Source organism: Streptomyces xiamenensis (assembly GCF_000993785.3).
GTDB lineage: Bacteria > Actinomycetota > Actinomycetes > Streptomycetales > Streptomycetaceae > Streptomyces > Streptomyces xiamenensis.
The window spans coordinates 2,514,755-2,541,334 of sequence record NZ_CP009922.3 but is presented as its reverse complement, the minus strand read 5'-3'; the positions used below and the strand labels follow the sequence as shown (position 1 = coordinate 2,541,334).

General features: G+C 73.3%; 34 protein-coding genes and 1 pseudogene. 19 read left to right on the top strand and 16 right to left on the bottom strand.

Translation table 11 applies throughout. The features are described from left to right. Positions 1–8 precede the first annotated feature (8 nt). From SXIM_RS11740 to SXIM_RS11705, 8 genes are all read left to right on the top strand, one after another. On the top strand, positions 9–1,040 hold the full coding sequence (locus SXIM_RS11740) for a PQQ-binding-like beta-propeller repeat protein (RefSeq protein WP_052385370.1): 1,032 nt from the start codon (positions 9–11) through the stop codon (positions 1,038–1,040). Then, entirely contained in the window at positions 1,037–1,963 is a 927-nt protein-coding gene (aztC, locus tag SXIM_RS11735) for a zinc ABC transporter substrate-binding protein AztC (RefSeq protein ID WP_046723865.1), read from the top strand. The genes SXIM_RS11740 and aztC overlap by 4 nt, the downstream gene beginning before the upstream one ends. A 25-nt stretch (positions 1,964–1,988) precedes the next feature. Beyond that, positions 1,989–3,191 (top strand): zinc metallochaperone AztD, encoded by a 1,203-nt coding sequence (gene aztD, locus SXIM_RS11730; RefSeq protein WP_030735217.1) that lies wholly within the window; start codon positions 1,989–1,991, stop codon positions 3,189–3,191. Positions 3,192–3,299: 108 nt separating this feature from the next. Next, on the top strand, positions 3,300–4,349 hold the full coding sequence (locus SXIM_RS11725; RefSeq protein ID WP_246156873.1) for an NUDIX hydrolase: 1,050 nt from the start codon (positions 3,300–3,302) through the stop codon (positions 4,347–4,349). Next, positions 4,346–4,513, top strand: coding sequence for a hypothetical protein (locus SXIM_RS27395; protein WP_158708053.1), 168 nt, complete (start codon positions 4,346–4,348; stop codon positions 4,511–4,513). Before SXIM_RS11725 ends, SXIM_RS27395 begins: the two co-directional genes overlap by 4 nt. An 87-nt stretch (positions 4,514–4,600) precedes the next feature. Then, positions 4,601–5,278 carry a restriction endonuclease gene (locus SXIM_RS11715; protein ID WP_030735211.1) on the top strand — a complete coding sequence of 226 codons (678 nt, stop codon included), beginning with the start codon at positions 4,601–4,603 and terminating at the stop codon, positions 5,276–5,278. Between the two features lie 34 nt (positions 5,279–5,312). Continuing rightward, a complete protein-coding gene (locus SXIM_RS11710; protein WP_046723863.1) occupies positions 5,313–5,741 on the top strand; it encodes a hypothetical protein in 429 nt (142 codons plus the stop codon). Between the two features lie 10 nt (positions 5,742–5,751). Beyond that, positions 5,752–6,792: a hypothetical protein gene (locus tag SXIM_RS11705; RefSeq protein WP_246156872.1), complete on the top strand. Its 1,041-nt coding sequence runs from the start codon at positions 5,752–5,754 to the stop codon at positions 6,790–6,792. A gap of 42 nt (positions 6,793–6,834) precedes the next feature. Here SXIM_RS11705 and SXIM_RS11700 read toward each other — a convergent pair whose 3' ends face one another. Both SXIM_RS11700 and SXIM_RS11695 read right to left on the bottom strand, forming a co-directional pair. Continuing rightward, on the bottom strand, positions 6,835–8,973 hold the full coding sequence (locus SXIM_RS11700) for an AAA family ATPase (RefSeq protein ID WP_053116167.1): 2,139 nt from the start codon (positions 8,971–8,973) through the stop codon (positions 6,835–6,837). Positions 8,974–9,096: 123 nt separating this feature from the next. Continuing rightward, positions 9,097–9,684 (bottom strand): TetR/AcrR family transcriptional regulator, encoded by a 588-nt coding sequence (locus tag SXIM_RS11695; protein ID WP_046723859.1) that lies wholly within the window; start codon positions 9,682–9,684, stop codon positions 9,097–9,099. Positions 9,685–9,770: 86 nt separating this feature from the next. Between SXIM_RS11695 and SXIM_RS11690 the strand changes: the two genes are divergently transcribed. Beyond that, entirely contained in the window at positions 9,771–10,268 is a 498-nt protein-coding gene (locus SXIM_RS11690; protein WP_030735195.1) for an FBP domain-containing protein, read from the top strand. A gap of 102 nt (positions 10,269–10,370) precedes the next feature. Continuing rightward, the gene (locus SXIM_RS11685) at positions 10,371–10,667 is read left to right on the top strand and encodes a hypothetical protein (RefSeq protein ID WP_046723857.1); all 297 of its coding nucleotides are present in this window, start codon (positions 10,371–10,373) and stop codon (positions 10,665–10,667) included. A gap of 57 nt (positions 10,668–10,724) precedes the next feature. On the opposite strand, the gene SXIM_RS11680 is transcribed toward SXIM_RS11685, so the two are convergent. The 5 genes from SXIM_RS11680 to SXIM_RS11660 all read right to left on the bottom strand — a co-directional run bounded on the left by SXIM_RS11680 (position 10,725) and on the right by SXIM_RS11660 (position 15,432). Further along, positions 10,725–11,921, bottom strand: coding sequence for a cytochrome P450 family protein (locus SXIM_RS11680; protein WP_046723856.1), 1,197 nt, complete (start codon positions 11,919–11,921; stop codon positions 10,725–10,727). Between the two features lie 103 nt (positions 11,922–12,024). After that, a complete protein-coding gene (locus SXIM_RS11675; RefSeq protein WP_030735186.1) occupies positions 12,025–12,867 on the bottom strand; it encodes an SDR family NAD(P)-dependent oxidoreductase in 843 nt (280 codons plus the stop codon). A 61-nt stretch (positions 12,868–12,928) separates the two neighbouring features. Then, positions 12,929–13,495: a TetR/AcrR family transcriptional regulator gene (locus SXIM_RS11670; RefSeq protein ID WP_030735183.1), complete on the bottom strand. Its 567-nt coding sequence runs from the start codon at positions 13,493–13,495 to the stop codon at positions 12,929–12,931. Between the two features lie 72 nt (positions 13,496–13,567). Further along, positions 13,568–14,923: an MFS transporter gene (locus SXIM_RS11665; RefSeq protein ID WP_046723855.1), complete on the bottom strand. Its 1,356-nt coding sequence runs from the start codon at positions 14,921–14,923 to the stop codon at positions 13,568–13,570. Continuing rightward, a complete protein-coding gene (locus tag SXIM_RS11660; protein WP_046723853.1) occupies positions 14,920–15,432 on the bottom strand; it encodes a MarR family winged helix-turn-helix transcriptional regulator in 513 nt (170 codons plus the stop codon). Before SXIM_RS11660 ends, SXIM_RS11665 begins: the two co-directional genes overlap by 4 nt. Before the next feature lie 162 nt (positions 15,433–15,594). On the opposite strand from SXIM_RS11660, the pseudogene SXIM_RS11655 reads away from it, so the two are divergent. The 3 genes and pseudogenes from SXIM_RS11655 (at position 15,595) to SXIM_RS11645 (ending at position 17,637) form a co-directional block, all read left to right on the top strand. After that, a pseudogene (locus tag SXIM_RS11655) lies at positions 15,595–16,451 on the top strand (aldo/keto reductase). A gap of 18 nt (positions 16,452–16,469) precedes the next feature. Continuing rightward, entirely contained in the window at positions 16,470–17,330 is an 861-nt protein-coding gene (locus SXIM_RS11650) for a fumarylacetoacetate hydrolase family protein (RefSeq protein WP_030735172.1), read from the top strand. A gap of 109 nt (positions 17,331–17,439) precedes the next feature. Next, positions 17,440–17,637 (top strand): hypothetical protein, encoded by a 198-nt coding sequence (locus SXIM_RS11645; RefSeq protein ID WP_030735170.1) that lies wholly within the window; start codon positions 17,440–17,442, stop codon positions 17,635–17,637. Between the two features lie 79 nt (positions 17,638–17,716). Here the strand turns inward: SXIM_RS11645 and SXIM_RS11640 are convergent, their stop codons facing one another. Together SXIM_RS11640 and SXIM_RS11635 are read right to left on the bottom strand one after the other, a co-directional pair. After that, positions 17,717–18,517, bottom strand: a complete 801-nt coding sequence (locus SXIM_RS11640) for an ABC transporter permease (protein WP_046723849.1) — start codon at positions 18,515–18,517, stop codon at positions 17,717–17,719. Beyond that, complete coding sequence (locus tag SXIM_RS11635; protein ID WP_046725599.1) at positions 18,514–19,431, bottom strand: ATP-binding cassette domain-containing protein; 918 nt, start codon at positions 19,429–19,431, stop codon at positions 18,514–18,516. Before SXIM_RS11635 ends, SXIM_RS11640 begins: the two co-directional genes overlap by 4 nt. 162 nt (positions 19,432–19,593) lie before the next feature. On the opposite strand from SXIM_RS11635, the gene SXIM_RS11630 reads away from it, so the two are divergent. Continuing rightward, on the top strand, positions 19,594–20,214 hold the full coding sequence (locus SXIM_RS11630; protein WP_030735157.1) for a PadR family transcriptional regulator: 621 nt from the start codon (positions 19,594–19,596) through the stop codon (positions 20,212–20,214). A gap of 34 nt (positions 20,215–20,248) precedes the next feature. Here SXIM_RS11630 and SXIM_RS11625 read toward each other — a convergent pair whose 3' ends face one another. Then, positions 20,249–21,118, bottom strand: a complete 870-nt coding sequence (locus SXIM_RS11625) for a helix-turn-helix domain-containing protein (RefSeq protein WP_046725598.1) — start codon at positions 21,116–21,118, stop codon at positions 20,249–20,251. Positions 21,119–21,410: 292 nt separating this feature from the next. On the opposite strand from SXIM_RS11625, the gene SXIM_RS11620 reads away from it, so the two are divergent. From SXIM_RS11620 to SXIM_RS11610, 3 genes are all read left to right on the top strand, one after another. Continuing rightward, positions 21,411–21,857: an ATP-binding protein gene (locus SXIM_RS11620; protein WP_030735147.1), complete on the top strand. Its 447-nt coding sequence runs from the start codon at positions 21,411–21,413 to the stop codon at positions 21,855–21,857. Positions 21,858–21,908: 51 nt separating this feature from the next. Next, complete coding sequence (locus SXIM_RS11615) at positions 21,909–22,220, top strand: hypothetical protein (protein ID WP_148236103.1); 312 nt, start codon at positions 21,909–21,911, stop codon at positions 22,218–22,220. Between the two features lie 78 nt (positions 22,221–22,298). Next, the gene (locus SXIM_RS11610; RefSeq protein ID WP_030735137.1) at positions 22,299–22,838 is read left to right on the top strand and encodes a DinB family protein; all 540 of its coding nucleotides are present in this window, start codon (positions 22,299–22,301) and stop codon (positions 22,836–22,838) included. 15 nt (positions 22,839–22,853) lie between these two features. On the opposite strand, the gene SXIM_RS11605 is transcribed toward SXIM_RS11610, so the two are convergent. The 5 genes from SXIM_RS11605 to rpmG form a co-directional block, all read right to left on the bottom strand. Beyond that, positions 22,854–23,069 carry a DUF397 domain-containing protein gene (locus SXIM_RS11605; RefSeq protein WP_046725597.1) on the bottom strand — a complete coding sequence of 72 codons (216 nt, stop codon included), beginning with the start codon at positions 23,067–23,069 and terminating at the stop codon, positions 22,854–22,856. A gap of 174 nt (positions 23,070–23,243) precedes the next feature. Further along, positions 23,244–23,489, bottom strand: coding sequence for a 30S ribosomal protein S18 (rpsR, locus tag SXIM_RS11600; RefSeq protein WP_030735124.1), 246 nt, complete (start codon positions 23,487–23,489; stop codon positions 23,244–23,246). Continuing rightward, the gene (locus SXIM_RS11595; protein WP_046723848.1) at positions 23,486–24,700 is read right to left on the bottom strand and encodes a CobW family GTP-binding protein; all 1,215 of its coding nucleotides are present in this window, start codon (positions 24,698–24,700) and stop codon (positions 23,486–23,488) included. The genes rpsR and SXIM_RS11595 overlap by 4 nt, the downstream gene beginning before the upstream one ends. After that, on the bottom strand, positions 24,697–24,945 hold the full coding sequence (locus tag SXIM_RS11590; protein WP_030735119.1) for a type B 50S ribosomal protein L31: 249 nt from the start codon (positions 24,943–24,945) through the stop codon (positions 24,697–24,699). The genes SXIM_RS11595 and SXIM_RS11590 overlap by 4 nt, the downstream gene beginning before the upstream one ends. Positions 24,946–24,960: 15 nt before the next feature. Further along, entirely contained in the window at positions 24,961–25,125 is a 165-nt protein-coding gene (gene rpmG, locus SXIM_RS11585) for a 50S ribosomal protein L33 (protein ID WP_030735116.1), read from the bottom strand. Between the two features lie 49 nt (positions 25,126–25,174). On the opposite strand from rpmG, the gene rpmB reads away from it, so the two are divergent. Both rpmB and rpsN read left to right on the top strand, forming a co-directional pair. After that, positions 25,175–25,411, top strand: coding sequence for a 50S ribosomal protein L28 (rpmB, locus tag SXIM_RS11580; RefSeq protein ID WP_030735113.1), 237 nt, complete (start codon positions 25,175–25,177; stop codon positions 25,409–25,411). After that, on the top strand, positions 25,411–25,716 hold the full coding sequence (rpsN, locus tag SXIM_RS11575; protein WP_030735111.1) for a 30S ribosomal protein S14: 306 nt from the start codon (positions 25,411–25,413) through the stop codon (positions 25,714–25,716). The genes rpmB and rpsN overlap by 1 nt, the downstream gene beginning before the upstream one ends. 16 nt (positions 25,717–25,732) lie before the next feature. Here the strand turns inward: rpsN and SXIM_RS11570 are convergent, their stop codons facing one another. Further along, entirely contained in the window at positions 25,733–26,572 is an 840-nt protein-coding gene (locus tag SXIM_RS11570) for a hypothetical protein (RefSeq protein ID WP_046723847.1), read from the bottom strand. Positions 26,573–26,580 lie beyond the last annotated feature (8 nt).

Sequence of the window (26,580 nt, the reverse complement as noted above, 5' to 3'; positions counted from 1 at the left end):
GGAATGTCATGCTCGCGGCAACCCTGCCCGCGCTGCTGCTGGCCGGGTGCGCCTCGCCCGACGACGAGACCGCGCCCGGAACGGAGGAGGAGAACGGGACCGAGGCCGCCGAGTCCACTCCGCACGGCTATGTGGAGGGCGCCGAGGAGGCCGCCGAACCGCAGTCCCGGCTGGTCCTCGCCGACGCCGCCACCGGTGAGATCCGTGTGCTCGACCTGATCACCGAGGAGATCACCGACGTCGGCCACGCCCAGGAGCCCACCGGGATCCGCGGCGACGGCCGGTACGGATATCTGACGGCCGCCGACGGCTCCGTCCAGATCGTCGACAGCGGTGCCTGGACCGTCGATCACGGCGACCACGCGCACTACTACCGCGCCGCCATCGCCCTGGGCGAGACCCTCCCGGCCGGCACGGTCCCCTACAAGGACGCCGAAGTGACCGTCGCGGACGGCACCGTACGGGCGCCCGGCGTCGACGAGCCGTGCGCCGCCCCCACGGGCACCGCCGTCACCCGGGCCGGACTCGTCCTCGGCTGCGCCGACGGCGCGCTGCTGATCACGGCGGCGGAGAAGGAAAGCGGCACGGAGGAGGCGGAGTTCACCGCCGAGCGGCTCCCGTACCCGGACGGTACGGCGGAAGACGAGCGGGCCGGCGCGTTCCGGCACCGGGCCGGCAGCACCACGCTGGCCGCCACCGCGGTGAACGGCGAAGGCTTCTGGACCCTCGATGTCCTCACCGGACAGTGGAAATTCACCGCCGACGACTCCGTCATCGCCGTGAACGCCGTCGGGAACGGGGGCGTGGTGCTCGCGCTCACCGACGGAGGGGAACTGCTGTCCCTCGACCCCGACAGCGGCGAGGTGATCGCACGGACCGAACTGCCGGGAGACAGCGTTGAGGTGGACAGCAGCCGTGCCTATGTCAGTGATGTGGCGGGGCAGAAGGTTCATGAGATCGATTACGCGGATGATCTCCGGATAGCCCGCACCTTCGACCTCGACATCGCTCCCTCCCACATGGTGGAGACCGGGCGATGAGGGCGCACACGATCCGCGCGGGCCTCGCGGCGCTGGCCGCGGCCCTCGGGCTCGGGCTGCTCGGCACCGGCTGCTCCACCGCCGCCGAGGACCGGGCCGGGGTAGTGGTCACCACCAACATCCTCGGCGACATCACCCAGCGGATCGTCGGCGATCAGGCCGAGGTCACCGTCCTGATGGGAGCCGGAACCGACCCCCACTCCTTCGGAATCTCCGCCCGCCAGGCCGCCGGCATCGAGAGCGCCGCACTGCTCGTGTACAACGGCCTCGGCCTGGAGGAAGGCGTCCTGCGGCACGTGGAGGCGGCGGCCGGAACCGGCACCCCCACGCTGGAGGTCGGCGCCGGCATCGACCCCCTCCCGTACACCTCCGACGCCATGGCCGGGGAGCCCGATCCGCACTTCTGGACCGACCCCGCCCGGGTCGCCACCGCCGTCGGTCTCATCGCCGACCAGGTGACCGAGCGGGTCCCGGGCGTCGATCCGGAGGCGGTCCGCGCCAACAGCGAGGCGTATCTCGCCGAACTCGACGAGCTGGACGTCTGGATGACGCAGCAGTTCGCCGGCATCCCGGACGAGCGCCGCAGCCTGGTCACCAACCACCACGTCTTCGGCTACCTCGCCGACCGCTACGCCTTCGACGTCGTCGGCGCCGTCATCCCCAGCGGCACGACGCTCGCCTCACCGTCCGCCGCCGACCTGGAATCCCTGGCCGGCGCCATCCGGGAATCCGGCGTCCCCGCGATCTTCGTCGACGCCGAACAGCCCGACCGGCTCGCCCGGGTGCTCGCCGAGGAGACCGGACTGCACGTCGACGTCGTACCCCTGTTCTCGGAATCCCTGAGCGCCCCCGGCGGCGGGGCCGAGACCTACCTCGACCTGATGCGTTCCAACACCGAAGCCATCGTCACCGGCTTGCGGTAAGAAGAGAGAAGAGAAGAGAAGAATCATGCGGAAGAAGAGAATCGCCGCGTCGGTGGCCGTGCTGGCCGCCTCGGCCCTCGTCCTCGGCGCCTGCGGATCCTCCGAGGACAGCAGCGCGGCAAAGGAGGCCGACAAGCCGCAGGACAGCGCGCCGCCCACCGTCCAGGCCGCCGAACCGCTGGTCGTCACCTACGACGGCGGGCTGCTCGTCCTGGACGGCACCACGTTCGAGGTCGTCGGGGACCTCCCGCTCGACGGCTTCAACCGGATCAACCCGGCCGGTGACGACCAGCACGTGCTGGTCTCCACCTCCACCGGGTTCCAGGTCCTGGACGCGGTCGGCGCCCGGCTGACCGGCGCCGAGTTCGCGGGCGAGAAGCCGGGCCACGTCGTCCGGCACGGCGACCGCACGGTGCTGTTCGCGGACGGCACCGGCGAGGTCACCCTGTTCGACCCGCACGACCTGGGCGGGGACGGCCTGCCGGACACCGACACCTACCAGTCCGCCGAGGCCCACCACGGTGTCGCCGTCGAGCTGGAGAGCGGCGACCTGCTGGTCACCCTCGGCAACGAGGAGAGCCGTGTCGGCGCCATGGTCCTGGACGCCGGCGGCGAGGAGATCGCCCGCAGCGAGGAGTGCCCCGGCGTCCACGGCGAGGCCGCGGCCAAGGACGACGTCATCGTGATCGGCTGCGAGGACGGCGTCCTCGTCTACCGCGACGGCGCGTTCACCAAGGTGGACAGCCCCACCGCGTACGGCCGGATCGGCAACCAGGCCGGCTCGGACGAGTCCACCGTGGTCCTCGGCGACTACAAGCAGGACAAGGACGCCGAACTGGAGCGCCCCGAGCAGATATCCCTCATCGACACCGTCGACGGTTCGCTGAAGCTCGTCGACCTCGGGACCAGCTACACCTTCCGCTCCCTGGCACGCGGCCCGCACGGCGAGGCCCTGGTCCTGGGAACCGACGGCCGGATCCACGTCATCGACCCGGAGGCCGGCGAGGTCACGGACACCATCCCGGTGATCGACGCCTGGGAGGAGCCGCTGGAGTGGCAGCAGCCGCGCCCGGCGATCTTCGTCCGTGACCACACCGTCTTCGTCACCGAGCCGGGCAGCAAGGAACTGCACGCCGTGGACATCCACTCGGGCGAGGTGCTGAACAGCGTCGAACTGCCGCAGGTGCCCAACGAACTGAGCGGCGTGGTCGGCGCGGCCGGCCACTGACGTGCGCGAAGCGCCCGGGGGTGCGCCCCCGGGCGCTTCCCGCGCGCCGTCAAGCGCCCTGGTGAGGCGGCCGATCCGTGCTGATCATGAGGTGTGACGCAAGATCCTGTGACCTCCAACGCCGAGTACGCCGCCTCCCGGCACGCCGTATGGGTGTGTGCCACCGCGCTGATGACCGACCCGTGGGGGCGGGTGCTGCTCGTACGGCCCTCCTACCGCGACACCTGGCTGCTGCCGGGCGGCGGAGTGGAGGCGGGCGAACTGCCCAGCGAGGGCTGCCGGCGCGAGGTGTGGGAGGAGACCGGCCTCACCAGGACACCGGGTGCGGCCCTCGCCGTCGACCACGTCAGTCCGCGCATCGAGGGGCTGCCCGAGGACCTGCCGTTCCCCGGTGAGTTCCACACGGTCTTCGACGGCGGCACGGTCGGGTCCGCCGACGCGGCGCGCATCCGGCTGCCCGCCGGCGAACTGGAGGACCACGCGTTCCTCGACGCCGCCGAGGCGGCCGACCGGATGGCTGGCCCCGACGCCCGCCGCATGCTGGCCGCGCTGCGCGCCCGGCTCGGCGGCACCGGCACCGTCTACCTCCAGGACGGCCGGCACACCGGCCCGCGCCCTCCGCTGGAGGAGCACTCGGTGATCACCCGGGTCGTGCGGGGACACGACTGGCCCTGGCGCACCGACCGCCCCGTGGCGCACCGCACCCCCGTGACCCAGGTGTGGGGCTGGCTGTTCGCCCCGGACGGGCGGGTGGTGATACTCGTCGACCCGAAGGAGGGCGTGGTCCTGCTCCCCGGCGGAACGGTGGAGGCGCAGGACGGCCCCGACCCGGTGCGCACGCTCACCCGCGAGGCGTACGAGGAGGCCCGGCTCACCGTCGGCGAGGCGCGCTGGCTGGGCTGGGTCCACTCCCCGGCGGGCCCGGAACGGGCGCTGGCCCGCATGGCGGGGCGGGTGACCGCGATCGGCCCGCGCGGTGTCGACCCGGCCACCGGGCTGAGGTACCACCGGCTGCTCGCCACCCCGGCACAGGCCGCCGAACTCCTGGGCTGGGGGCCGGCCGCACGCCACCAGGCGGCCGAGGCGGCCCGGATCGCCGCCGAACGCTGGGGCATCCCGTACGCCACGGACCGTCCCGTCACGGAGGTCGACGCATGAGCCCGTCCACGCACCGCGAGCCCACTCCCGTACCGCCCGAACACCCCCGGCCCCCGGCGCCGCCCGACCGGCCGCCGCCGCCCACGCCCGCCGAGCCGCCGGTGCCGCCCGAGCACCCCACCCCGCCCCCGCCCCCGCCGTCGCCCGAGCCGCAGGAGCGGTGAGACGCGGCGCTGCGCCGGCCCGGGCGCCGTTCTGGCCGAGAAGGCGCTCTGGCGGACGCGGGCGCGTACCTCCCACACTGGCGCGCCATGGGCGGAAAGCGGCAGAACCAGCGGAATCGGCGGAAGCGGCAGGTGCGGCGCAACCGGTGGGGCGCCACGGGGATCGCGGTGGTGGCGGCGGTGGTGATCTTCTGGCCCTACACGCTGATCGCGCTCGGCGCCGCCGCGCTCGGGGCACTCGGCTGGTGGCTGTGGCGGCGCGACCGGCGGGCCAGGGCGGCGGACCGGGAGTTCCGCGCGGCGGACCGGCGCGCGCGGGCGCGGGCCACGGTGGCGGCGCTGGACATACTGAGCTGGCGGGAGTTCGAGGAGCATGTCGCCTGGCTGTGCCGCCGCGACGGCTGCGGCCAGGTCGAGGTGACGGGGCGGGCCGGTGACCTGGGCGCCGATGTGACGGCGCTGCTGCCGGACGGGCGGCGGCTGGTGGTGCAGTGCAAGCAGTACCGGGCGGACCGCTCGGTGGGCAGCGCGGACATGCAGAAGTTCCTGGGCACGGTGTACCAGCACCACCGGGCGGACCTGGCGGTGTTCGTGACCACGGCGGGGGCGTTCACCCGGCAGGCGCTCGAACTGGCGACGCAGCAACGGGTTCTGGCCATTCACCGCGACTATCTGGGGCTGTGGAACAGCGGTACGCCGCTGCTCGACCTGATCGCGGTCAACGGGGCGGGACAGGGCCGGCGTGAACGGCGCAAGGGCGGGTAAACAGGGGGCGGGAACGGAAGGGGGGCGGTCACCCATGGTCGATCCGCTGTCATTGGCGGCCATCACCGCGGCGGTCTCGGCCGCCGCCGGGGCACTCGGCACGGAGGCGGGAACGCGCAGTTGGGCGATGCTCGCCCGGCTGGGCCGGCGCGCCCTGGGGCGCGCCGACGCCGAGCCGGACCCGGACCCGGAGCCCGCGCCGTCCCCCGCCGCCGGCCCCGGCCCGCAGCCCGCGCCCGCCGTACGGCCCGATGACCCCGAGGTGCGGCAGCTCGCGGCCGTCATCTACGCCCGCGCGCTCCAGGACGCCGCCTTCGCCGCCGACCTGCGGAGCTGGATGCTGGAGAGCGAGGCGGCGCGCGGCGCGGCCGGCGGCGTGACCGTCCACAACGTCGTCCAGGGCAACGCCCGGGTGCGCAACCTGATCCAGGCGAACGAGGTGACCTGGCACTCCACCCGGTAACGTGGCCGCTGTGTCCGGTCCCCGTCACCGGCCCGAGCGGTACGACCCCGCCTGGGCGACGCTGCGCCCCCTCCCGGCGGTTGACGTTCTCGGGGTGGCCCGCACTCTCACCTCCGCGACCCGGCTGCGCGATCTGGTGCGGCTGCTGCCGCCGCAGGACGTGGAGCTGTTCTTCACCATCAACACCGGGTCCGCGTTCTCGGCCGGCCTGGAGGAGTACGTACGGTCGCTCCCCGGCCGCTTCCTGACCTGGGAGGAGGCCACGGCGCCCGGCCGCAGCTTCGATCTGGCCGTGGCGTTCGCCGTCCACCCCAGCATGCGCGAGGTGGACGCGCCGCTGATGGTGCTGCCGCACGGGGTCGGCTACAACCGGCTGGTGCCGGAGGTCACGGACGGCGGGCTCGGCGCGCCCGGCGAGGCGGCGGCTCGGGTGCGGCGAGCGCTGTACGGCTTCTTCGCCGGGCGGGGCGTACGGGAGCCGGCCGGGGACGCCCGGGAGGCGCTCGGCGCGCTGCCCGACCCTCCCCGCCGGACGGCGCACACGGACGCCCCAGGCGTGTGCACCTTCGATGTGACCGGGGACTGTACGGACGGCGTGGTGACGCTGCGCCGCTTCCCGGTCGTCGCGCGCAGCGGACGGACGGAGCCGCGCGGCTTCCTGGCGGTGACCGACGGCGAGACCAGCCCGCTGTGGCGGCAGGCGGCCGAGGTCGCGGCGCGCACCGTGACCGACGCCGGACTCCCGGCGGCGGACTGGCTGGAGCGCCGCGCGGCGGACAGCCCCGCCCTGCTGGTCGCGACGGCCGCACTGAGCCCGCACCGCTGTCTGCTGCGGCTGCGCGACGGCCGGCTGCTGGAGGCCGAGACCGCGCGGGAATGGGGCCTGCCCCGGCCGGAGCTGCACCCGCTGGTGCTGGGTGCGGCGGTGAACCTGTGGCAGTACGGGGGCGGCGGCGGCGCGGCCGAGCCGGCCACCGGCGGCCTGCTGATCCGGACCGGGGCGGCGGCCGTCCGGGTGCGGTTCGTGCCGCAGGACCGGACCGGCGACTGAGACGGCGCGCGCGGCGGCCGTACGCCGGGTCGCGCCCCGGGGTCAGCCGTCCTGGCGCAGCGCGCTCCGCCGGGCCTGCGCCGCCGTGCGCAGCGCGGTGTCTCCCAGGCGCTCCGCCGCCCCGATCACCAGGGTCAGGGCCTGGTCCAGCTTGGGGTGCTGGCCCAGGCGGGCGGCCCACTGGGCGGCCGTGGTCGCGTGCCGCAGTGCCGTCCGGGCGTCGTCCGCCGCCAGCGCCGCCTTGGCCAGCACGATGCCGATCCTGGACCGCATCGGGTCGTCACCGGTCCGTTCCACCACCGCCAGCGCGTCCTCCAGCGCCGCCGTCGCGGCCGGGAGGTCCCCGGCGGCCAGGTGGGCCTGGGCCAGGTTGTAGGTCTGCACCGCCACACCGTGCCGGTCGCCGGCCGCCTCGTTGGCCGCGAGTGCGCGGGCGAACAGCGGCAGGGCCCGGCGCGGTTGGCCGTCCGCCACCCACAGCAGCCCGCCGGTCTCCCAGATCACCCCGCGCAGCACCGGCGGCACCGGACCCGGACCGTCCGCGCCGTCCGCGCCGTCCGGACCACCCGGGCCGTCCCCGCCGGCGGCGCCGAAGAGTTCCTCCGCCACCGACAGCAGTTCCCTGGCCGAGGCCCGGTGCGCCCGCGCCTCCTCGCCGTCCGCGCTCTGATCGGCCATCGCGTGGTGGTAGCGCGCCAGCTGATTGAGTATCCGCACCTGCGCGGGTGTCCGCCCCTCCCAGCGGGCGGCCTCAAGACCGAGCCGGTTGGCCTCCAGCCAGTCCGCGTACAGCAGCCGCCCGTGGTGCAGCGCCCACAGCGACTCGCTCAGCCGCCACACCGGCTCGTACCAGCCGCTCTCGTACGCCGCCCGCTGCACCGCCAGCAGATTGCTGCGCTCCGCGTCCAGCCAGCCCACCGCCGCCTCCCGGCCGGAGAAGGGGGAGGGGCCGCCGGGCGGCGGCGCGATGCGGTAGCGGTCGCCGAGCACGAGCGCGTCCGCTGCCGCCGCCAGCGTGACGTAGTCGTCGACGACGGCGCGCAGCAGCCGTTCGCGGTCGGCGGCGGTCAGCTCCCGCCGGGCGCGGTCGGCGGCGTGCTCGCGTACGAGATCGTTCAGCCGGAACCAGCCGGTCTCCTTGGCGGGCCCTGCCAGGTGCGACCGGGCCAGCTCGCGCAGCCCCGCCCCGGCGGCCGGTCCCGCGACGCGGGTGACCAGGTCCTTCGTGAAAGTCGCACCGGGGTGGACGCCGAGCAGCAGATAGGCCTGGCGCGCGGCCGGCGGAAAGTCGGCGAACGCCGCGTCAAAGACCTGGGACACCGACAGTTCTCCCATCCGTCGGCGCGCGTCGCGGAGCCTGGTGAGGATCTCGGCGCCGGTCTCGCCGAATCCGCCCTGGTCGGCAAGGAGTTCGCTCACAGCGAACAGCGCCTGCGGATGCCCGGCGCACAGCCGCACCAGTTCGAGCAGCTCCTCCGGCGCCGTCGTGTCCGCCGGCCCCACCAGGGTGCGGACGAGATCCGTTCCGGCGGCGCCGTCCAGCGGCCCCACGGTCAGGGTCAGATCCGCCCGCAGCGCGAGACCGGGCAGCGCGCGCCGGGCGGCCACCACCAGAACGCCCCGGGTGGGCAGCAGCGGCAGTACCTCGGAGGCGTTGAGCACGCCGTCCACGAACAGCAGCAGCCGCCGTTCCGCCGTGAGGGTGCGGAACCGCTTCTCGCGGGCCGGCAGCGAGGCGGGCGGGCCCGCGCCCTCCCCCTCCAGCGAACGCAGCAGGTCCGTCAGCACCGCCCCGATGTCCACCGCCCCGTCCCGCCGGTGCTGGGCGAGATCGACGTACAGGTCCCCGTCCGGGGAGTGCAGTTCCCGGTCCAGGGCGTGGATCCAGTGGCCCAGCAGCGAGGTCTTGCCGATCCCGCCGAGCCCTGTGACGACCACGACCACGCGGCCGTCCCGGTGCCGGCCGGTCTCCAGCAGGGCCGCCAGCCGGGTGAGTTCGGCGGCGCGGTTGACGAACGGCCCCAGCGGCGGCCGTACCTCGCGCGGCAGCGGCCGGGGGCGGGCCGGCGGGGCGGGGTCCAGATTCATGATGACGTGCCGCGCCTGGACGATGGTGTCCGCCCGGACCTGCCCCGAGACGGAGTTGACGGACACGTCCTGGGCGTCATCGCGGCCATCCATCCGTCGGACGCTATCAGCGGGGCAGGCCCTTGTCAGGAGAGCGCACGAGGGAGGCCCCGCGGGTCGCCGGGCCCGAGGGCGCGCGGCGACGCGGCGGTGCCGGCCGCGGTGTGCCGCGGCGGCTCAGCTGTTCGCGACGGGCGTGGGGGCGGGCCAGTTGCGCAGCAGGGCGTCGAGGGAGTCCAGGATCCGGATCCAGGTCTCCTGGGTGTCGGGAGCGCTGTGGCTGAAGCCGCCGCCCAGCTCCAGGCTGACGTAGCCGTGGAAGACGCTGCCCAGCAGCCGCACGGCGTGCGTCTGGTCCGGCTCGCCCAGCGCGTACCCGCGCAGGATCGCCCTGGTCATCCGGGCGTGCCGGCCACCGGCGCTGGCCGCGGCGGCCTGCGGATCCAGGCGCAGCTGGGCGGCGGCGTAGCGGCCGGGGTGCGCGCGGGCGTAGTCGCGGTAGACGTCGCCGAGGGCGGCGAGCGCGTCGCGCCCGGACCGTCCGGCGAGGGCGGCGTCGCCACGCTCGGCCATCTCCTCCAGGGCCAGCAGCGCGATGCGGGTCCGCAGGTCCTGGGAGTTCTTCAGGTGGGAGTAGAGGCTGGCGACCTTGACGCCGAGGCGGCGGGCGAGCGCGGAGACGGTCACCTCGTCGAAGCCGACCTCGTCGGCCAGCTCCGCTCCGGCCCGCACCACACGTTCCGTGGTCAGCCCCGCACGCACCATGACGTTCCTCGCTCGCTCTTGTGACCGTTTCCCGAAAGCGATTATGCGTTTGCCTAACATCTTTAGGCAAATTAGCCTGGCTCTCCATGAAGGCACTGACCGAGAACGAGATCCGCGCCTCCTTCGTCAACTGCTCCAAGGGCGAGACGAAGCGGCTGTACGTCCCCCTCGACCTGGCCACCCGCCCCTGGGACGAACTGGACTACCTCGGCTGGCGGGACCCCCGGGCGCCCGACCGCGCCTACCTGGTCGCCGACGTCGGCGGCCGTCCGCAGGCCATCGCCCTGCGCAGCACCGCCCCGTCCCCCGGCCGCAAGCGGCACAGCATGTGCTCGATCTGCCTCACCACCCGGGCGGGCGGCGTCGCCCTGATGGTCGCCCCGCGCGCCGGGCGGGCCGGCAAGCAGGGCGACTCGGTGGGCAGCTACCTCTGCGACGACCTGGACTGCTCGCTGTACGTGCGCGGCAGGAAGGACCCGGGCGACGGCGCCCGGGTGTACGAGACGCTCACCGTGGAGGAGAAGGTCCGGCGGACCGTGGACAACCTGGCCGCGTTCATCGCCAAGGTCACCGCCACGCCGTAGGCCCGGTCCGGTCACCGACCGGGTGGCGGATCGGGGATCTGAGCTCCTCGGCCTGCCCCGGCGGCGCGATCACCGTCCTCGCCGCGGGAGTACGTTTCCCCCATGCCCCGCTACCTCGCTGTCGTTCCCGTCCGCTTCACCCACGAGCCCACCGAGGACGCACTGAACGACTTCAACGACGCCCTCGCCGCCTACGATCCCCGCGGCCGCAGGGGCAGGATCGTCACCCATCGCACCGACGCCGGGGACATCACCTTCAGCATCATCGTCGAATCCGCCGACGACCAGGAGGCGAAGCGCGTGGCGCGGGAGACCGCCGCCTCCGCGCTCCTCGACACCGGCCACCGGAGCGACGCCGCCACCGTGCGGGGCGACACGATCGAGGTCATCCCCGGGTAGCGGCTGCGCCCACCAGGGACGGGCCACCCGCGCCCGCGCCGCGCCAAGAGGCGGCCGTCAGTCCAGGCCCTGTACGGGCAGCCGCGCGGGCGCGTGGCTGCGGAAGGTGGTCCGCCACGCGGGTTCGCCCGCGAGCCGCAGGCCGGGGAAGCGGCGCAGCAGGGTGCCGAGCGCGATCTCGATCTGGGCGCGGGCCAGCGGCGCGCCCAGGCAGTAGTGCAGGCCCTGGCCCAGCGCCAGATGGGCCTTCTCGGCACGGTGGATGTCGAAGCGGTCCGGCCGCGGGTACCGGGCCGAGTCACGGTGCGCCGCGGCCAGACCGAGCAGGACCGTCTCGCCGCGCGGGATGACCGTACCGCCCACCTCGATGTCCTCCACCGGGAAGCGGCGGATGGCCGTCACATTGGGGTGCACGTAGCGCAGCAGCTCCTCCACGGCCTCCGGCAGCAGCGCGTCGGGGGCGCCGCGCACGGCGGTCAGCTGCTCCGGGTGGGTCAGCAGGGTGTGGAGGCCGCCCGAGATGAGGTGGGTGACGTTCTCGATGCCGGCGCCCACGATGAGGAAGGCGAGCGAGACCAGCTCGCTCTCGCTGAGCTGTTCGCCCTCGTCGCGGGCGGCGATCAGGCCCGAGAGCAGGTCGTCGCCGGGTGTGGCGCGCCGGTCGGCGATCAGGGCGCGCATGAACGCGGCGATCGCGTCGACGGCCTCGCCCGCCTCCTGCGGCCTGCGGGCCGAGATGACGGTGCCGATCAGTGCGGCGAAGGACCGCCGGCCCTCGGCGGGCAGCCCGAACAGTTCGCCCATGACCGTCATCGGCAGCGGCCTGGCGTAGGCGCGGACCAGGTCCACCGGGCCGGACCGTCCCGCGAGGGCCACCGCCTCCGCGAGCTGTCCGGCCGCCTCCGCGATCCGGGGCCGCAGCGCTTCCACCCGGCGCGGGGTGAACGCCTTGGACACCAGCCGGCGCAGCCGCAGATGGTCGGCGCCGTCCATGTTGAGCAGGTTGGCGTCCAGCTCGGGCGGGAGGGAGAAGCCCTGATAGCCGGTGGTGGAGTGCGACTTGTCGAGCGACAGCCGCGGATCCCCCATCCAGGCCCGCACATCGGCCTCCCGCGTGATCACCCAGGCCGCCGTGCCCTCGGGGAGGGTGACCCGCACGACGGGGGTGTCCCGGCGCAGCCGCGCGAAGGTGCCGTGCGGGTCGGCGGCGAAGACCTCGGGGTCGAAGGGCATCGGTGCCTGAGCGAGCGTCATGTGCCCAGCGTAGGGGGGTGGCCGGCGGCCCGGCCCGGCGCGCGGTGGTTCGGTTCCGGCCGGTTCGGTGCCGGGTGCGCGCCGGGCCGTCGCGGGCCGGGGGTCAGCGCGCGCCGGCCGTGTACTCCGCCGCCGCCGCGGCGACATCGACGGCGAAGGTGCCCTGGGTGACCGAGGTGGCGCCGCCGTCCACGGGGATGATCGCGCCGGTCACGAACTGGGCCAGGTCGCTGGCGAGGAACGAGGCGACGCGGGCGATGTCGTCCCCGGTGCCGACCCGGCCCAGGGGCTGGCTGCCGCCGAGCCGGTCGGCGAGGAACCCGGTGAACGCCTCGGCCTCCTCCATCGGCACCCCGAAGGACCGGGCCATGATCGGCGTCATGATGATGCCCGGCGCGATCGCGTTGGAGCGGATGCCGAGCGGGGCGAGTTCGGCGACGGCCTGGTGGACGACGCCGACCACCGCGTGCTTGGCGATCGTGTAGCCGGCGGCGCTCCAGCCGCCCTGCAGCGCGGCGGCGCTCGCGGTGCTGATGATCGAGCCGGGGCCGCCCTGTGCCTGGAACTGGCGGGCGGCGTACTTGTGGCCCAGCACCACGGACCGGGTGAGCAGGTCGATGGTGCGGGAGAAGCCCTCGGCGCCGATCTCGGTCAGCGGCGAGGGGTCGCCCTGCGCGCCGGCGTTGTTGAACATGACGTCGAGCCGGCCGAAGTGCTCGGCGGTGCGGCGCACGACGTTCTCGATGGCGGCCTCGTCGGTGACGTCGGTGCGGACGTACAGGGCCCGCTCGCCCAGCCGCGCGGCGAGCGCCTCGCCGGCCTCGTCCTGGATGTCGGCGATGGTGACGCGGGCTCCGTCGGCGATGAACCGCTCGACGGTCGCCTCTCCGATTCCGCTGCTGCCACCGGTGACGATGGCGACCTTGTTCTCCAGAAGTCCTGACATGGTGGTATCGACTTTCCTGCGGTGCGGTGCGATGCGATGGAGTGTGGGGGTGGGGTGGGGGTCAGCGGGCCCCGGCGAGGACACCCGACGCGAAGGCGTCGAGATGGGCGTCGAATAACGGCTCGGGGTCCTGGCCGGTGCGGGCCATTCCCTCCAACGCGAGCCGGGTGGCGGAGGCCACGGCGGCCGCGGCCGTTCGGGTGCCGATGGCGTCGGGCGCGCTCCCGAGCCGGGGGGCGAGCGCCGCGGCCAGCGTGGTCTCACCGTGGTGGACGGCGCGCAGGAAGACGGACCACATGCCGGGGTCGGCGAAGACCAGCGGGAACAAGGCACGGGTGCGGGCGGCGTGCGTACCGCCGAGCATGACGCGGAAGCCGTCCCGCAGCACGCCGGTCAGCGGCCCCGGCGGGGCCGTGCGCACGTGGGTGTTGAAAGTGTCCGTCGTCCAGTCGAAGACCGGCTGGACGGTGTCGGCCTTGGTGGGGAAATAGCGGTGGAACGAGCGCGCGGAGATGCCGATGGCCGCGGTCAGCTCGGCCACGGTGAGGGAGGTGGTGCCGCGGCTGATGTACAGCTCGCAGCACTTCTCGGACGCCCTCATCGCGGCGTCGTCCCTGACGCGTCCCATGGCTCGCACCCTACGCCCGGGTGGCAGAATCTGCCAGGGGGTCGGATGTGAGCCACAGGGCGCCTCCGGGCGTCAGCCGGTACGGTCGGCCTGTCCGGCCACCGTGGCCGGTGCGGCGGGGTCCGGTGCCGGTTCCGGTGCCGGTGCGCCAGCGGGGCCGGTCTCCGGCTCCGGATCGGGCAGGGTGTACGTGCGCAGCGGCCGGTTCGTCACCGCCACCACAAGGACCCCCACCGCACCCGCCAGACCGCCCGTCACCAGCGCGACCGGTGCCGAGGTGAGCGAGGCGACCAGGCCGCCCCGGAAGTTGCCGACCTCGGGTCCCGCCATGCCGATGACGTGCTCCACGGAGGACACCCGTCCCCGGTACGCGTCGGGCGTCTCCAGCTGGACCAGCGCCCCCCGCGTCACCACCGAGATGGTGTCCGCGCCGCCCGCCACCGCCAGGCAGCCCAGCGCCAGCCACAGCGGCCCCGCCAGCCCGAACCCGGCCAGCGCCAGCCCCCACACCAGCGCGGCGGTCAACTGCACCGCCCCCGCCCGCCGCAGCCGGGTCACCGTGCCGGAGAACAGTCCCGCCGTGATCCCGCCGACCGCCACCGCCGACAGGAACAGGCCGAGCGTGCGCGGATCCCCGTCGAACCTGATCTCGTTGATCAGCGGGAAGAGGGAGATCGGCATGGCCAGCAGCGTCGCGGACAGGTCCGTGGCGAAGGCGCCCCACAGGGTGGGCCGGCGCAGGATGTAGAGCCAGCCGCCGCGTTCGGGCCGGCGCAGCCGGGCGGCTCCGCCGCCGTTCCCCGCGCCGGACGCCGTCGGGCTCAGCGGCGGCATCGGCGGCAGCCGGAACAGGACGGCCAGGGAGATCAGGACGGCGCACGCCTGGAGCCCGTACGCCGCCGGGAACCGCCACTGTGCCAGCACGAGTCCGGCCAGCGCGGGGCCGGCCAGCATCGACACCTGGAACGCCATGCCCTGCAGGGCCAGCCCCGCGGCCAGCTGGTCGGACGGCAGCAGCCGCACCGGGAACGTACGCCGGGCGGGCGCCCCCAGCGCGCTCGCCCCGCTGCTGGCCCCCACCAGCGCGAGCAGCAGCAGGACCGAACGGTTCCCGGCCGCCGCCTGCCCCACCAGCGCCAGCGCGGCCAGCAACTGGACGGCGGTGGTGGCCCGTACCAGGGACCGCCGGTCCATCGCGTCGGCGAGCGCACCCCCGGCCACGCCCAGCACGATGGCGGGCCCGGCGGCGGCCAGGCCGATGGCCCCCGTCCACAGCGGACTGCCCGTCAGCTCCCACACCTGCGCCAGCACGGCCACCGTGGCGATCTGCTGGCCGAGCGAGCCCAGCGAGGCGCCGATCCACAGCGCGCGGAAGGGCGGACTGGTGCGCAGCGGCCGCACGTCCACGAACCGTGTCCGGCGGCTCACGACGGTTCTTCGAGGCGGTCGAGGATCCGGTCCTTCATCGACCGGCGTTCCAGCGCCGCGGCCAGCGCGACGGCGGCGGCGCTGAGCGGGTACGGCAGCTCCTCGTCCAGCTCGGCGACCACCGCGTGGGTGGCCCGCCACTCCGCCTCCAGGAAGGGCACCAGCGCGCGACCGCGTTCGGTGAGCGTGATCCTGCGGGTGCGGGCGTCCTCCTCGCCGGGCGCGGAGTCGATCAGGCCCTCGCGGCGCATGGCGGTCAGGGTCTGGCTGAGGGCGGAGTGCGAGCGGTCCAGGGAGTCGGCCAGCTCCCGGATGGTGAGCGGTCCGGTGTGCGCGAGGCGGATCAGCGGATAGGCGAACCGGGGCCGTACGCCGTGGATGCCGCGCAGCGCGTACACCTCGCCGATCTCGTCGTCCATGGCGCGGAAGAGCTGGTGCAGCGGCACCCAGCGGTCCGGCTCGGAGGTGGGGTCGCCACCGGCCGGTTCAGGAGGCCCGGGAGATGTCATAGCGCTAATATAACAGCGCTTATGGAATACGGGCCCGGGCCGGAGCCCACCGTCCGCCCCGGGCCGCGCCCGGTGTCGGTGCTGTTGCCGCCGAGGGCCCCGGGGCGGGGGCCGTTAGGATCCAGCGGGAATGGACGGGTATGGAAGGGCAGGTGCACAGCCATGAAGTACCGCATGATCGGAGCCGCGCGGGTCAGCGAGATCGGCCTCGGCGCGATGCCGATGTCGATCGAGGGACGGCCGCAGGACGAGAGCCGTTCGATCGCCACCATCAAGGCCGCGCTGGACGCGGGCATCACCCTCATCGACACCGCCGACGCGTACAGCCTCGGCGACGCCGACGACGCGGGGCACAACGAGTCACTGATCGCCCGGGCGCTCGCCGGGGACCCGCGCAGGGACGACGTACTGATCGCCACCAAGGGCGGCCACACCCGGCCCGGCGACGGCAGCTGGGGCTGAACGGCTCCCCGCAGTACCTGCGTTCGGCCTGCGAGGCGTCGCTGCGCCGGCTGGGGGTGGAGGCCATCGGCCTCTACCAGTTCCACCGGCCCGATCCGGCCGTGCCCTACGCCGAGTCGGTCGGCACGCTGGCCGAACTGCTGGACGAGGGCAAGATCCGGATGGCCGGCGTCTCCAACGCCGACCCGGAACAGATCGAGCAGGCCAACGCGATCCTGGGCGGCCGGCTGGTGTCCGTCCAGAACCAGTACTCGCCGGCCTTCCGCTCCAGCGAGGCGGAGCTCGAACTGTGCACGGAGCTGGGCATCGCGTTCCTGCCGTGGAGCCCGCTGGGTGGCATCGCGCAGGCGGGCGACCTGGGTTCGCGCTTCGCACCGTTCGCCCAGGTGGCGCGGGATCGCGGGGTGAGTCCGCAACGGGTGTGCCTGGCCTGGATGCTGGCGAAGTCCCCGATGGTCGTCCCGATCCCCGGCGCCAGCCGCCCGGAGACGATCACGGACTCGGCCGCCGCCCCGGAGCTGACACTGACGGCGGACGAGCTGGCAACACTCGACTGAGCAGGAACAGGTGACACGATGCGACTGATGCGCATAGGCGAACCGGGCCGCGAACGCCCGGTACTGGCGGCGGCCGACGGCTCGCGCCACTACGATCTGCGGGGCGTCACGCAGGACATCGACGCCGCCTTCCTCGCGGCGGTGACGGAGAACCCGGGGATCGTCCCGGCCGTGGACACCCTGCCGGAGACCAGCATCGAGGGGGAACGGATCGGCGCCCCGGTCACCCGCCCCTCGGCGGTGCTGTGCATCGGGCAGAACTACGCGGCACACGCCGCCGAGTCGGGGTCCGCGCCGCCGAAGTGGCCGATCCTCTTCTACAAGTCGCCGAACACCGTGGTCGGACCGAACGACGCGGTGCACATCCCGCGCGGGGCCTCGACCACCGACTGGGAGGTCGAACTGGCCGTCGTCATCGGCCGGCGCGCCCGCTACCTCGACAGCCCGCGGGACGCGTTCGCGCACATCGCCGGATACACGATCGCCAACGACGTCTCCGAGCGCACGTACCAGAAGGACGAGTCGGGCGGTCAGTGGTCCAAGGGCAAGAGCTGTGAGACCTTCAACCCGCTGGGCCCGGTGCTGGTGACGGTGGACGAGGTGCCGGACCCGCAGAACCTCACGCTGCGTTCCTGGGTCAACGGCGAGCCGCGGCAGGACTCCACCACCGCCGACATGATCTTCAGCGTGGCGCACCTGGTCCACCACCTCTCCCAGTACCTGGTACTGGAGCCCGGTGACGTGATCAACACCGGAACGCCGCAGGGTGTCGCGATGTCGGGCAACTTCCCGTACCTGGCCGCCGGTGACGTGATGGAGCTGGAGATCACCGGTCTCGGCCGCCAGCGCTCGCCGCTGCGGGCTGCTCCGTCATCGTGATGGCCGTCACCCGTCCGAGTGAGGAATCGGGGGCGGCCGTCCGATTTGGCGGCCCTTGACATGATTCACGGGGGGAAGCCCAAGGTGACACCTGGTTAGGTTGGACGCCATGGCTTCCCCCCACGTGATCAAAGTCCGCTTCGACGGCGGCCCCCGTCACGGCCGGACGATCGATCTCGTCATCACCGGCCATGTTCCCCTGATGCTCTCCGGCCGCCCCGACAGCAACGGCCTGTACGAACTGCGCTGCACGGAGGGCCGGGGCACCCGCTACACCTGGATCGACGACGTCCCGGTCCGCAAGTAGCGCGCCGCACGCGGACATCGCCTGGGGGACGGCCGGGGCCCGATCGGCTCCCGGCGGGCGCGTGGTGGCGGCCCGGTGTTCAGCGGCCCAGCGACCGGAAGCGGCGCAGCGCCAGCGGGACGGCCAGGCCCAGCAGCACGAGGGGCCACCCCACCGCGAGCGCGACGGGGTGTTCGGCCGGCCAGGAGGCGCTGCTCCAGGTGGGGTTGCCGAACAGTTCGCGCACCGCGCTCGCCGTGGCCGACATCGGGTTCCACTCGGCCACCGCCCCCAGCCATCCCGGCATGGTGTCCGGTGAGGTGAACGCGCTCGACAGGAATCCCACCGGCCACACCAGGATCTGCACGGTCTGCACCATCTCCGGGCGCCCCGCGACCAGGCCCAGCCAGATGCCGACCCACAGCATCGCGAAGCGCAGCAGGAGCAGCAGCCCCACGGCCCCCAGCGCCGCCGCCGCGCCGCCGTGCCAGCGCCAGCCGATGGCGAGCCCGGCGCCGATCATGACCAGCAGCGCGGCGGCCGAGCTGAGCATGTCGAGCAGACTGCGCCCGATCAGGAACGAGGACGGGACGATCGGCATCGAACGGAACCGGTCGAGCACCCCCTTGTTGATGTCCTGGGTGAGCGCCACCATCGTGCTTTCCAGGCCGAAGGCCATGGTCAGCGCCAGCATCCCCGGGATCAGGAACTCCTTGTAGTCCCCGCCGCCGGCCACCTCCATCCCGCCGCCGATGAAGTACGCGAACATCACCAGCAGCATCACCGGGAAGATCAGCTGTGCGGCGAACTGGCCCGGCTGCCGTGCCCAGTGGGCCAGGCCCCGGCGGGTCATCGTGACCGAGTCCGTCCACAGGCGCGGTCCGGTGTACGTGGTGGTCATGCCGTCTCCGTTCCGGTCAGGGTGAGGAAGACCTCGTCGAGGGTGGGGCGGCGCAGGGCGATGTCCTGGGCCTCGACGCCGGCCGCCGCCAGCGCCGTCACGGTGGCGGTCAGGGCGGTCATCCGGTCCGGCGCCGGGCGGCTGACCAGCCGGCGGTCCGTGTCCACGACGGTTCCGCCGACGGCCGCCGCCGCGGCGTCCAGCCGGTCCCGTTCGCGCACCACGATGTCGATCCGGTCGGCGCCTGCCCGCGCCTTGAGCTCGTCGGCGGTGCCCTCCGCGATGCGCCGGCCCCGGTCGAGGACGGAGATCCGGTCGGCGAGCTGGTCGGCCTCCTCCAGGTACTGGGTGGTGAGCAGGACGGTCGTGCCGCCGCCGGTCAGCCGGCGCACCGCCTGCCACACCTCGGCCCGCCCGCGCGGGTCGAGCCCGGTGGTCGGTTCGTCGAGGAAGAGCACCGGCGGGTGGACGACGAGGGAGGCGGCGAGGTCCAGGCGGCGGCGCATGCCGCCGCTGTAGGTGGTGACGGGGCGGTGGCCGGTGTCGGCGAGCGAGAACTCCGCGAGCAGCGCGTCGGCCCGCCGTGCGGCGGCCTTCGCGCCCAGGTGGTGGAGGCGGCCGAACAGCTCCAGGTTCTGCCGTCCGCTCAGCCCTTCGTCCAGGGCGGCGTGCTGCCCGACCAGGCCGATGCGGTGGCGCACCGCGTCCGGGGCGCGGGCGACGTCGTGGCCGGCCACTTCCGCCAGTCCGGAGGTGGGGCGCAGCAGGGTGGTGAGGATGCGGACGGCGGTGGTCTTGCCCGCTCCGTTGGGGCCGAGTACGGCGTGCACGGTGCCTTCATCGGCGGTGAGGTCCAGCCCGTCGAGGGCGTTCCGGTTTCCGTAGGTCCTGGTGAGTTCGCGGACTCTGATCATCTGGCGCACTGCGTGCCCTCACACCCCTCGCTATTCAAACTTGATGAGCGAGGGCCGAGGGTAGAGGGCACGGCGCGACTAGTCAAACTTGAAGAGTGAGCCCGGTGAGAGACTGTCCGCACAGACACACCCCAGACGATCCGCGCAAGGGGAGGGCGAGTGATGTCGGTCATCCGGCTGCTGGTGCTGGGTTCGGTGCGCCAGCACGGGCGCACCCACGGGTACCAGGTCCTCAACGACCTGGAGTTCTGGGGCGCCCACGAGTGGTCCAACGCCAAGCCGGGCTCGATCTACCACGCGCTGAAGGCCATGGCCAAGCAGGGACTGCTGCTCGCCCACGAGGCCGCCCCCAGCCCGGCCGGCGGCCCGCCCCGTACCGAGTACGAGATCACCGACGCCGGCGAGGACGTGTTCTTCGACCTGCTCCGGCACGCGCTGCGCGCCCACGACGAGCGGATCGACGTCCTGACGGCGGGCGTCGGCTTCATCGTCGATCTGCCACGCGCCGAGGCCGTCGGCCTGCTGCGGGAACGGGTCGCGGCACTGGAGGGCTGGCGCGCCGAGGTGCGCAAGCACTGGAGCCCGCCCGAGGACACCCCGGAGCAGTGGGGGCACATCGGCGAGATCATGCGGCTGTGGGTGCACGAGTCGTCCAGCGACGAGGCGTGGACGCGCGGCCTGATCGACCGCATCGAGGCGGGCGCGTACGTCTTCGCGGACGAGGGCGAACGGCAGATGGACGTGCTGCCGCCCGGCGTACCGAATCCGTACGCGAAGAACTGAACCGGGCGCCGGCGCGGTGCCGGGCCGCTCGGACTCAGAGAAGCTTCCGCACGACGCGGTTCAGCAGCTCCCGCGACTCCGCCGGCGGCTGCGCCGCGTCGGAGAGCCGGTCCAGGACCGCCTGGTAGGAGGCGACGTCCTCGCGCTTGTCGAGATAGAGCGCGCCCGTCAGCTGCTCGACGTAGGCCACGTCCGACAACTCCCGCTCGGCGAAGCGCAGCACGGTGAACGCCCCGCTCTCCGCGACATGCCCGCCGTACGCGAAGGGGACGATCTGGAGCGTGACGTGGGGCAGCTCGGAGAACTCCAGCAGCAGTTTGATCTGGTCCGCCATGACCTGCCGGCCGCCGTACCCCCGGTGCAGCGCGGCCTCGTCCAGCACGCAGTGCACCTGCGGGGCCCGCTCGCCGAACAGCAGCTTCTGGCGCTGCATGCGCAGTTCGACGCGGCGCTCGATCTCGGTGCGCGGCAGTCCGCCCCGGTGGCCGCTGATGATCACGGCCTCGGCGTACGCCTCGGTCTGGAGCAGCCCGTGCACGAACTGCACCTCGTAGGCGGCGATCCGGGCGGCCGCCGCCTCCAGGCCGACATAGGTCTGGAACCAGCCCGGCAGCACGTCGTTGTAGCTGTGCCACCAGCCGGCGTGGCCGGAGGAACGCGCGAGGCCGAGCAGCGATTCGCGCTCGGCCTCGTCCACCACCCCGTACAGCGTGAGCAGGTCCGCCACGTCCCGCTGCTTGAAGCTGACCCGCCCCAACTCCATCCGGCTGATCTTGGATTCGGAGGCGCGGATCGAGTATCCGGCCGCCTCGCGGGTCACCCCGCGCGACTCGCGCAGCCGGCGCAGCTGTGATCCCAGCAGGATCCGGCGGACCATCGAGCCGCTGTCATCTCGCTCGGCCATGGCCATGCTGGCACTGCCCCCTGTGTTCCGCTGCTGCGGCTGTCGCTGCCGGTGGGTGGTGGTCGGTGCGGTCATTCGGTCAGCCCTCCACTTCGGACTGTGCGAAGTCTGCCATCTCCAGGCTTCATTCGGTGGTGGCTTGATTACAGTCAATTGATTTTTGAACATGCACGTGCATCTGCCCTTGCATTCGGCCGGGGCGTTGGGAAGCATGAGGATCTACGCGCTGGGAGCCGGTGCGTCTGTAGGAGCCTGCCCGGACCACCGCCGCCGTGATCGCCAGGAGTGCCGCATGGGGAACGAGAGAACGCCCGTGCTCGATGTGTTAGGGCCGTCGTTCCCCGCCTTCGACAGCCGCACCGTGGCCGGTACGGCCACCCTCGGCCTCCCCGACCGGCCGGAATCGGTCCGCAGCGCAAGGGACTTCACCCGCAGCACGCTGCGCTTCTGGCGGCTGAGCGAGCAGTTCGACTCCGTCTCCCTGGTGGTGTCGGAACTGGTCACCAACGCGCTGCGGTACGGGGACCCCGCGATCGAGCTGGAACTGGTGCGCGGCAGCCGGCGGCTGGTGTGCGCGGTGCGCGACGCCAGTGCCACCGCGCCCTGCCGCACGGAGGCGGACCCGGGCGCGGAATCGGGGCGCGGGCTGCACCTGGTGGAGTGCTTCAGCGACGGCTGGGGCTGGCGCCATCAGACCGAGAGCGGCGGCAAAGTGGTCTGGGCGGTCTTCCGCATCTGAACTCCCCCGTACCATGGGCGCGTTACGGACGGCCGTGTCGGGGGGACGATCATGCGGCGCCAGGCAAAGGGATCCATACGCGCGACCACATCGGGGGCGGTGCTGCTCACCCTGCTCACCGCCCTGGCGGTGGGCGGCTGTGGGAGCGGCGGCGACAAGGAGTGCGAGACCGGGGAGGTCGGCACCGTCGCGCACCCCGGACGCTCATCGGGGGGTTCGGGCGGCGGGCGCGGTGGCGGCCGCACCCGGCCCGGCGGCATCGCGACCACGGGCGGCAGCAGTAGCAGCGGCGGTTCGGGCGGTGACGACTGCCCGCGCCCCTCGCCCACCCCGACGCCCACCGCGCCGGCGTTCCGGCCCTGACGGGTCCGCGGCCTCACCCCGCCCCTGCCGGGGCGATATTCACTGTCCGACGGGCAGCCGCTGTGCCAGGGTCGGCGGATGCACGCATCCCGCACCGCGCTGCTGCGGTGGCAGTTCGAGATGACCTGGTCGCTGTTCGAGTACCACCTGGAGCGCCTGGAGCCCGACGACTTTCTGTGGGAGCCGGCGGGCCCCGCCCACTGCTGGACGGTACGGCCCGACGCCGAGGGCCGCTGGCTCCCGGACTGGGCGGATGTCGAGCCCGACCCCGTCCCGGTGCCCACGATCGGCTGGGTCAGCTGGCACATCGACTGGTGGTGGAGCGTCACCCTCGACCACGCGCGAGGGCGCACGCCCAGGGACCGCACCGAGGTCCACTGGGCGGGTGACGGTCCCGCCGCCATCGCCCGGCTCCGCGAGCTGCGGACGGGATGGCTGGCTCTGCTGGATGACCTGTCCGACACCGACCTGGACGCCACCGCCCCCTTCCCCTGGCAGGACGACCCGGCCCACACGGTCGGCCACATGCTGAGCTGGGCGAACGCCGAACTGATGAAGAACGTCGCGGAGATCGGGCAGCTCCGCATGCTGCGCGCCGCCTCCGCCGCCCCCGGTTAGGCCGGGCGCCGCGCGTCAGCGCACCAGGTGGTCGAACTCGCCGTCCTTCACGCCCAGCAGGAGGGCGGCGACCTCCGCACGCGTGTAGACCAGCGCCGGGCCGTCGGGGAAGCGGGAGTTGCGCATCGCCACCTCACCACTGGGGAGCTGGGCGAACTCGGCGCAGGTGCCCTGGGAGTTGCTGTGGCTGCTCTTGAGCCACTGCACATCTTCCAGTTGCTGCGCGGCCATGCCGTTGTAAACGTCGGGCACTGGGGCTCTCCCGGGGGTCGTGCTACATGTGCGAAGTCTCAACTCCCGTACAGCATAACGTCGTTCATATGCAGGTGCACGTGAGGATGCACGTGCACAACGGGCAGTCGTCGCCCCATCACCCCTGGTCAGAGCCCATCCCCGACGATCGGCTCAGCGGGTCGCGTACGGCAGCAGCGCCATCTCCCTCGCGTTCTTGATCGCCCGCGCCAGCGCCCGCTGCTGCCGCACCGTGACCCGGGTGACCCGGCGGCTGCGGATCTTCCCCCGGTCCGAGATGAACTTCCGCAGCAGGTCGGTGTCCTTGTAGTCGATGTACGTGATCCCCGCCGCGTCCAGCGGGTTGGGGCGGGGTTTGGCCGACTGCCTGCGGTCTTTGGACGTACGGCGCTGGTTCATCGTTCCGGCACTCCCGAGGTGGTGGGGTCGAGCAGTTCGTCGAAGGAGGACGGCCGCAGGCCGGCCCAGGCGGTGCGCCCGGCCGCGTACTCGGCGTCCGTCAGCAGGCAGGAGTCCAGCAGTTCCGTCAGCCCGCCGCTGTCGAGACCGGGCGAGGTGAACACCAGATGCTGGACGCGGTCCCCGCACACCGGGTCCCAGTCCAGCGCGGCGGCGGCGCGGCGTACCGGCGGCACCAGGTCCCAGGCGGCGTCCGGGAGCGAGGCCAGCCACGGCCCGGCCGGTTCCACGCACAGCGCTCCGCCCGCCGCGTCCCAGGAGAGCAGCACATCGGGCCGGTCGGCCAGCCAGAACCGCCCCCGGCTGCGGGCGGCGGCGCAGGTCAGATCCTCCAGCGCCGCGTACAGCCGATCGGGGTGGAAGGGACGCCGCTGCCGCCACACCAGCGTGGTGACCCCCGACGCGTCGGCGGCCTGCGGCAGCAGCGCGGACGCCGGGTGCAGCCGGTCGGCCGCCGCCGCCGGGTCGAACCCGGCCATCGCCAGCGCCGCGAACCGCGGCTCGGTGACCTCCACCCGCCGGGCGGTGGGATGCAGTTGGGCGAGCAGCGCGTGGTCGGCGTCGTCCGCCTCCTCGCTCTGCGCGCCCGGTGCGAGGGCGAGCAGTGTCGCGTACTCCAGTTGTCGCGCCCAGGTGTCGCCCACCGTGCGCTGATCGGTCGCGGCGGCGGCCAGCCCGTGTTCGGCGAGGTCGTCGCCGCACCCCAGGAAGGGCAGTCCCAGTGCCGGGTCCACGGCGGTGACCACCCCGGCCACGCGCAGCGCGTCCGGGTCCGCGTGCTCGGTGATCACCTCGGCCATGGACTTGGGCTCCACCGAGTCCCACAGTTCGACGACCGCCAGGGCGCAGTCGCCGCCGGCCGCCAGCCGGGCAAGCTCGGGGACCAGGTCCTCGCGCAGCGCGCAGCAGGCGCAGTCGTTGACCAGCGGTGCCTCGCCGCTGCCGATGACGCCGAGCGGGGCGTTGCGGATGGTCCGGGTGACGGTGCCCCGGGCGGCGCCGTCGGTCAGGTCGTGGTGCAGCGCGACGGAGCCGGGCACGGTGCGCAGCAGCGCGTCGACGGCGGCGCGGCGGGCGTCCGCGTGCAGCCCGGCGACGATGACGACGGGCAGGCCCGCCGCCGGCTGTGGGCCGCGGTCGGCGCCGGTCATCGCTGCCGCCCGTAGCGGCGCTCGAACCGTTCCACCCGTCCCGCCGTGTCCACGACGCGTGCGTTGCCCGTGTAGAAGGGGTGGCTGGCGGAGGAGATCTCCACGTCGATGACGGGGTAGGTGGCGCCGTCCTCCCACTCCACCGTCTTGTCGCTGGTGGCGGTCGAGCGGGTGAGGAAGGCGAAGCCGGCGGCGCGGTCACGGAAGACGACGGGCCGGTACGGGGGGTGGATGCCTGGCTTCATGGTCGTGGGTGCTCCTCAGCGCTCTTCGCGGAACTCGACGTGGCGGCGCGCGACCGGGTCGTACTTGCGCAGGACGAGGCGGTCGGGGTCGTTGCGGCGGTTCTTGCGGGTGACGTACGTGTAGCCGGTGCCGGCCGTGGACTTCAGCTTGATGACCGGGCGGATGTCGTTCCTGGGCATGCCAGCTACTATACAGAAACGGTAACCATTTTCATTAAGGAGTTCTTCCTTGTCCGCGCACTGCCAGCTGACGGGCCGCGCGCCCCGCTTCGGCAAGACCATCTCGCACTCCCACGTGCGCACCCCGCGCCGCTTCGACCCCAACATCCAGCGCAAGCGCTACTGGCTCCCCAGCGAGGGCCGCTTCGTCCGGCTCACCCTCAGCACCAAGGGCATCAAGGCCGTCGACACCCTCGGCATTGAGGCCGCCGTCGCCCGCATCCGCGCCCGGGGAGGAAAGGTCTGATGGCCAAGAAGAGCAAGATCGCGCAGAACGAACGGCGCAAGGCCGTCGTCGCCCGCTACGCCGCCCGCCGCGCCGAACTCAAGGAGCTGATCCGCTCCCCGCGCACCGGCGACGCCGAACGCGCCGCCGCCCAGCGCGAACTGCGCGCCCAGCCGCGCGACGCCAGCGCCACCCGGATCCGCAACCGCGACAGCACCGACGGCCGCCCCCGCGGCCACCTGCGGGCCTTCGGACTCTCCCGCATCTCACTGCGGCAGCAGGCGCACGCCGGGTATCTGCCCGGCGTGCGCAAGTCCAGCTGGTAACGGGGCGGGGTGCGCCTCAGTCGGTGTGCAGACTGAACGCCAGCACCACCTCGTCCTCCGCGCCCGGCAGATAGTGCACCCTCACCATCCGCCCCACCTGCACCTTCGGCACCGCGTCCGCCGGCAGGAAGCGCCGCACCGTGGCCGGGAAGGTGGAGCCGTCGCCGGGGTTGGTCACCACCAGCTCCAGCGCCAGCTCCGCCATCCCGTCCCGCACCGCGCCCGTCACCTCCAGCGCCCGCACCACCGCCTGTGCCGCCACCCCGCGCGCCGCGATGTCCAGACGGCGCTCGGTCGTCAGCCCGCGCTTGACCATCGCGCGGTTGATCGCGGCCTGCGCCTCGGCGGTGTCCCCGGAGAAGTCGATCTCCACCTGCACCACTTCCCCCGGGCGGTGACCGGGCAGATAACGCACCGGCAGCATCGCCCCCGGCCGCACCAGCTGAGTGCCGTCCATCGGCCCGAGCGCGACCTTCGCGTACGCCTCGAACGTCTCGTCCCGCGCCCCCAGCACGCTCAGCGCAACCCGCAGCACCGGACGGCCGTTGATCTCCACCCCGGCCGGCCGCGCCGACAGCACCGTGCCGACCCCCAGCAGCCCCTCCTTGCGCATCCTCGCGCTGTTGCCGCCCGCGCCGTACGCGCTGAGCAGCCGGCGGGCGAACGCGCCGGCGCTCAGAGCCGACAGCACGATGCTGCCCACGATCGGCAGCGCCAGCTGCGGCCCGACCCACGCACTCGGGTACAGGTCCGTGTCGCCCTGACCGGTGAGCCCGTACCAGAGGTAGTAGCCGATCGCGCCCAGCGCCGCCAGGGCGAGCAGAACCCGGACCAGTACGGAGACTTTGCTGACCATGACGCGCA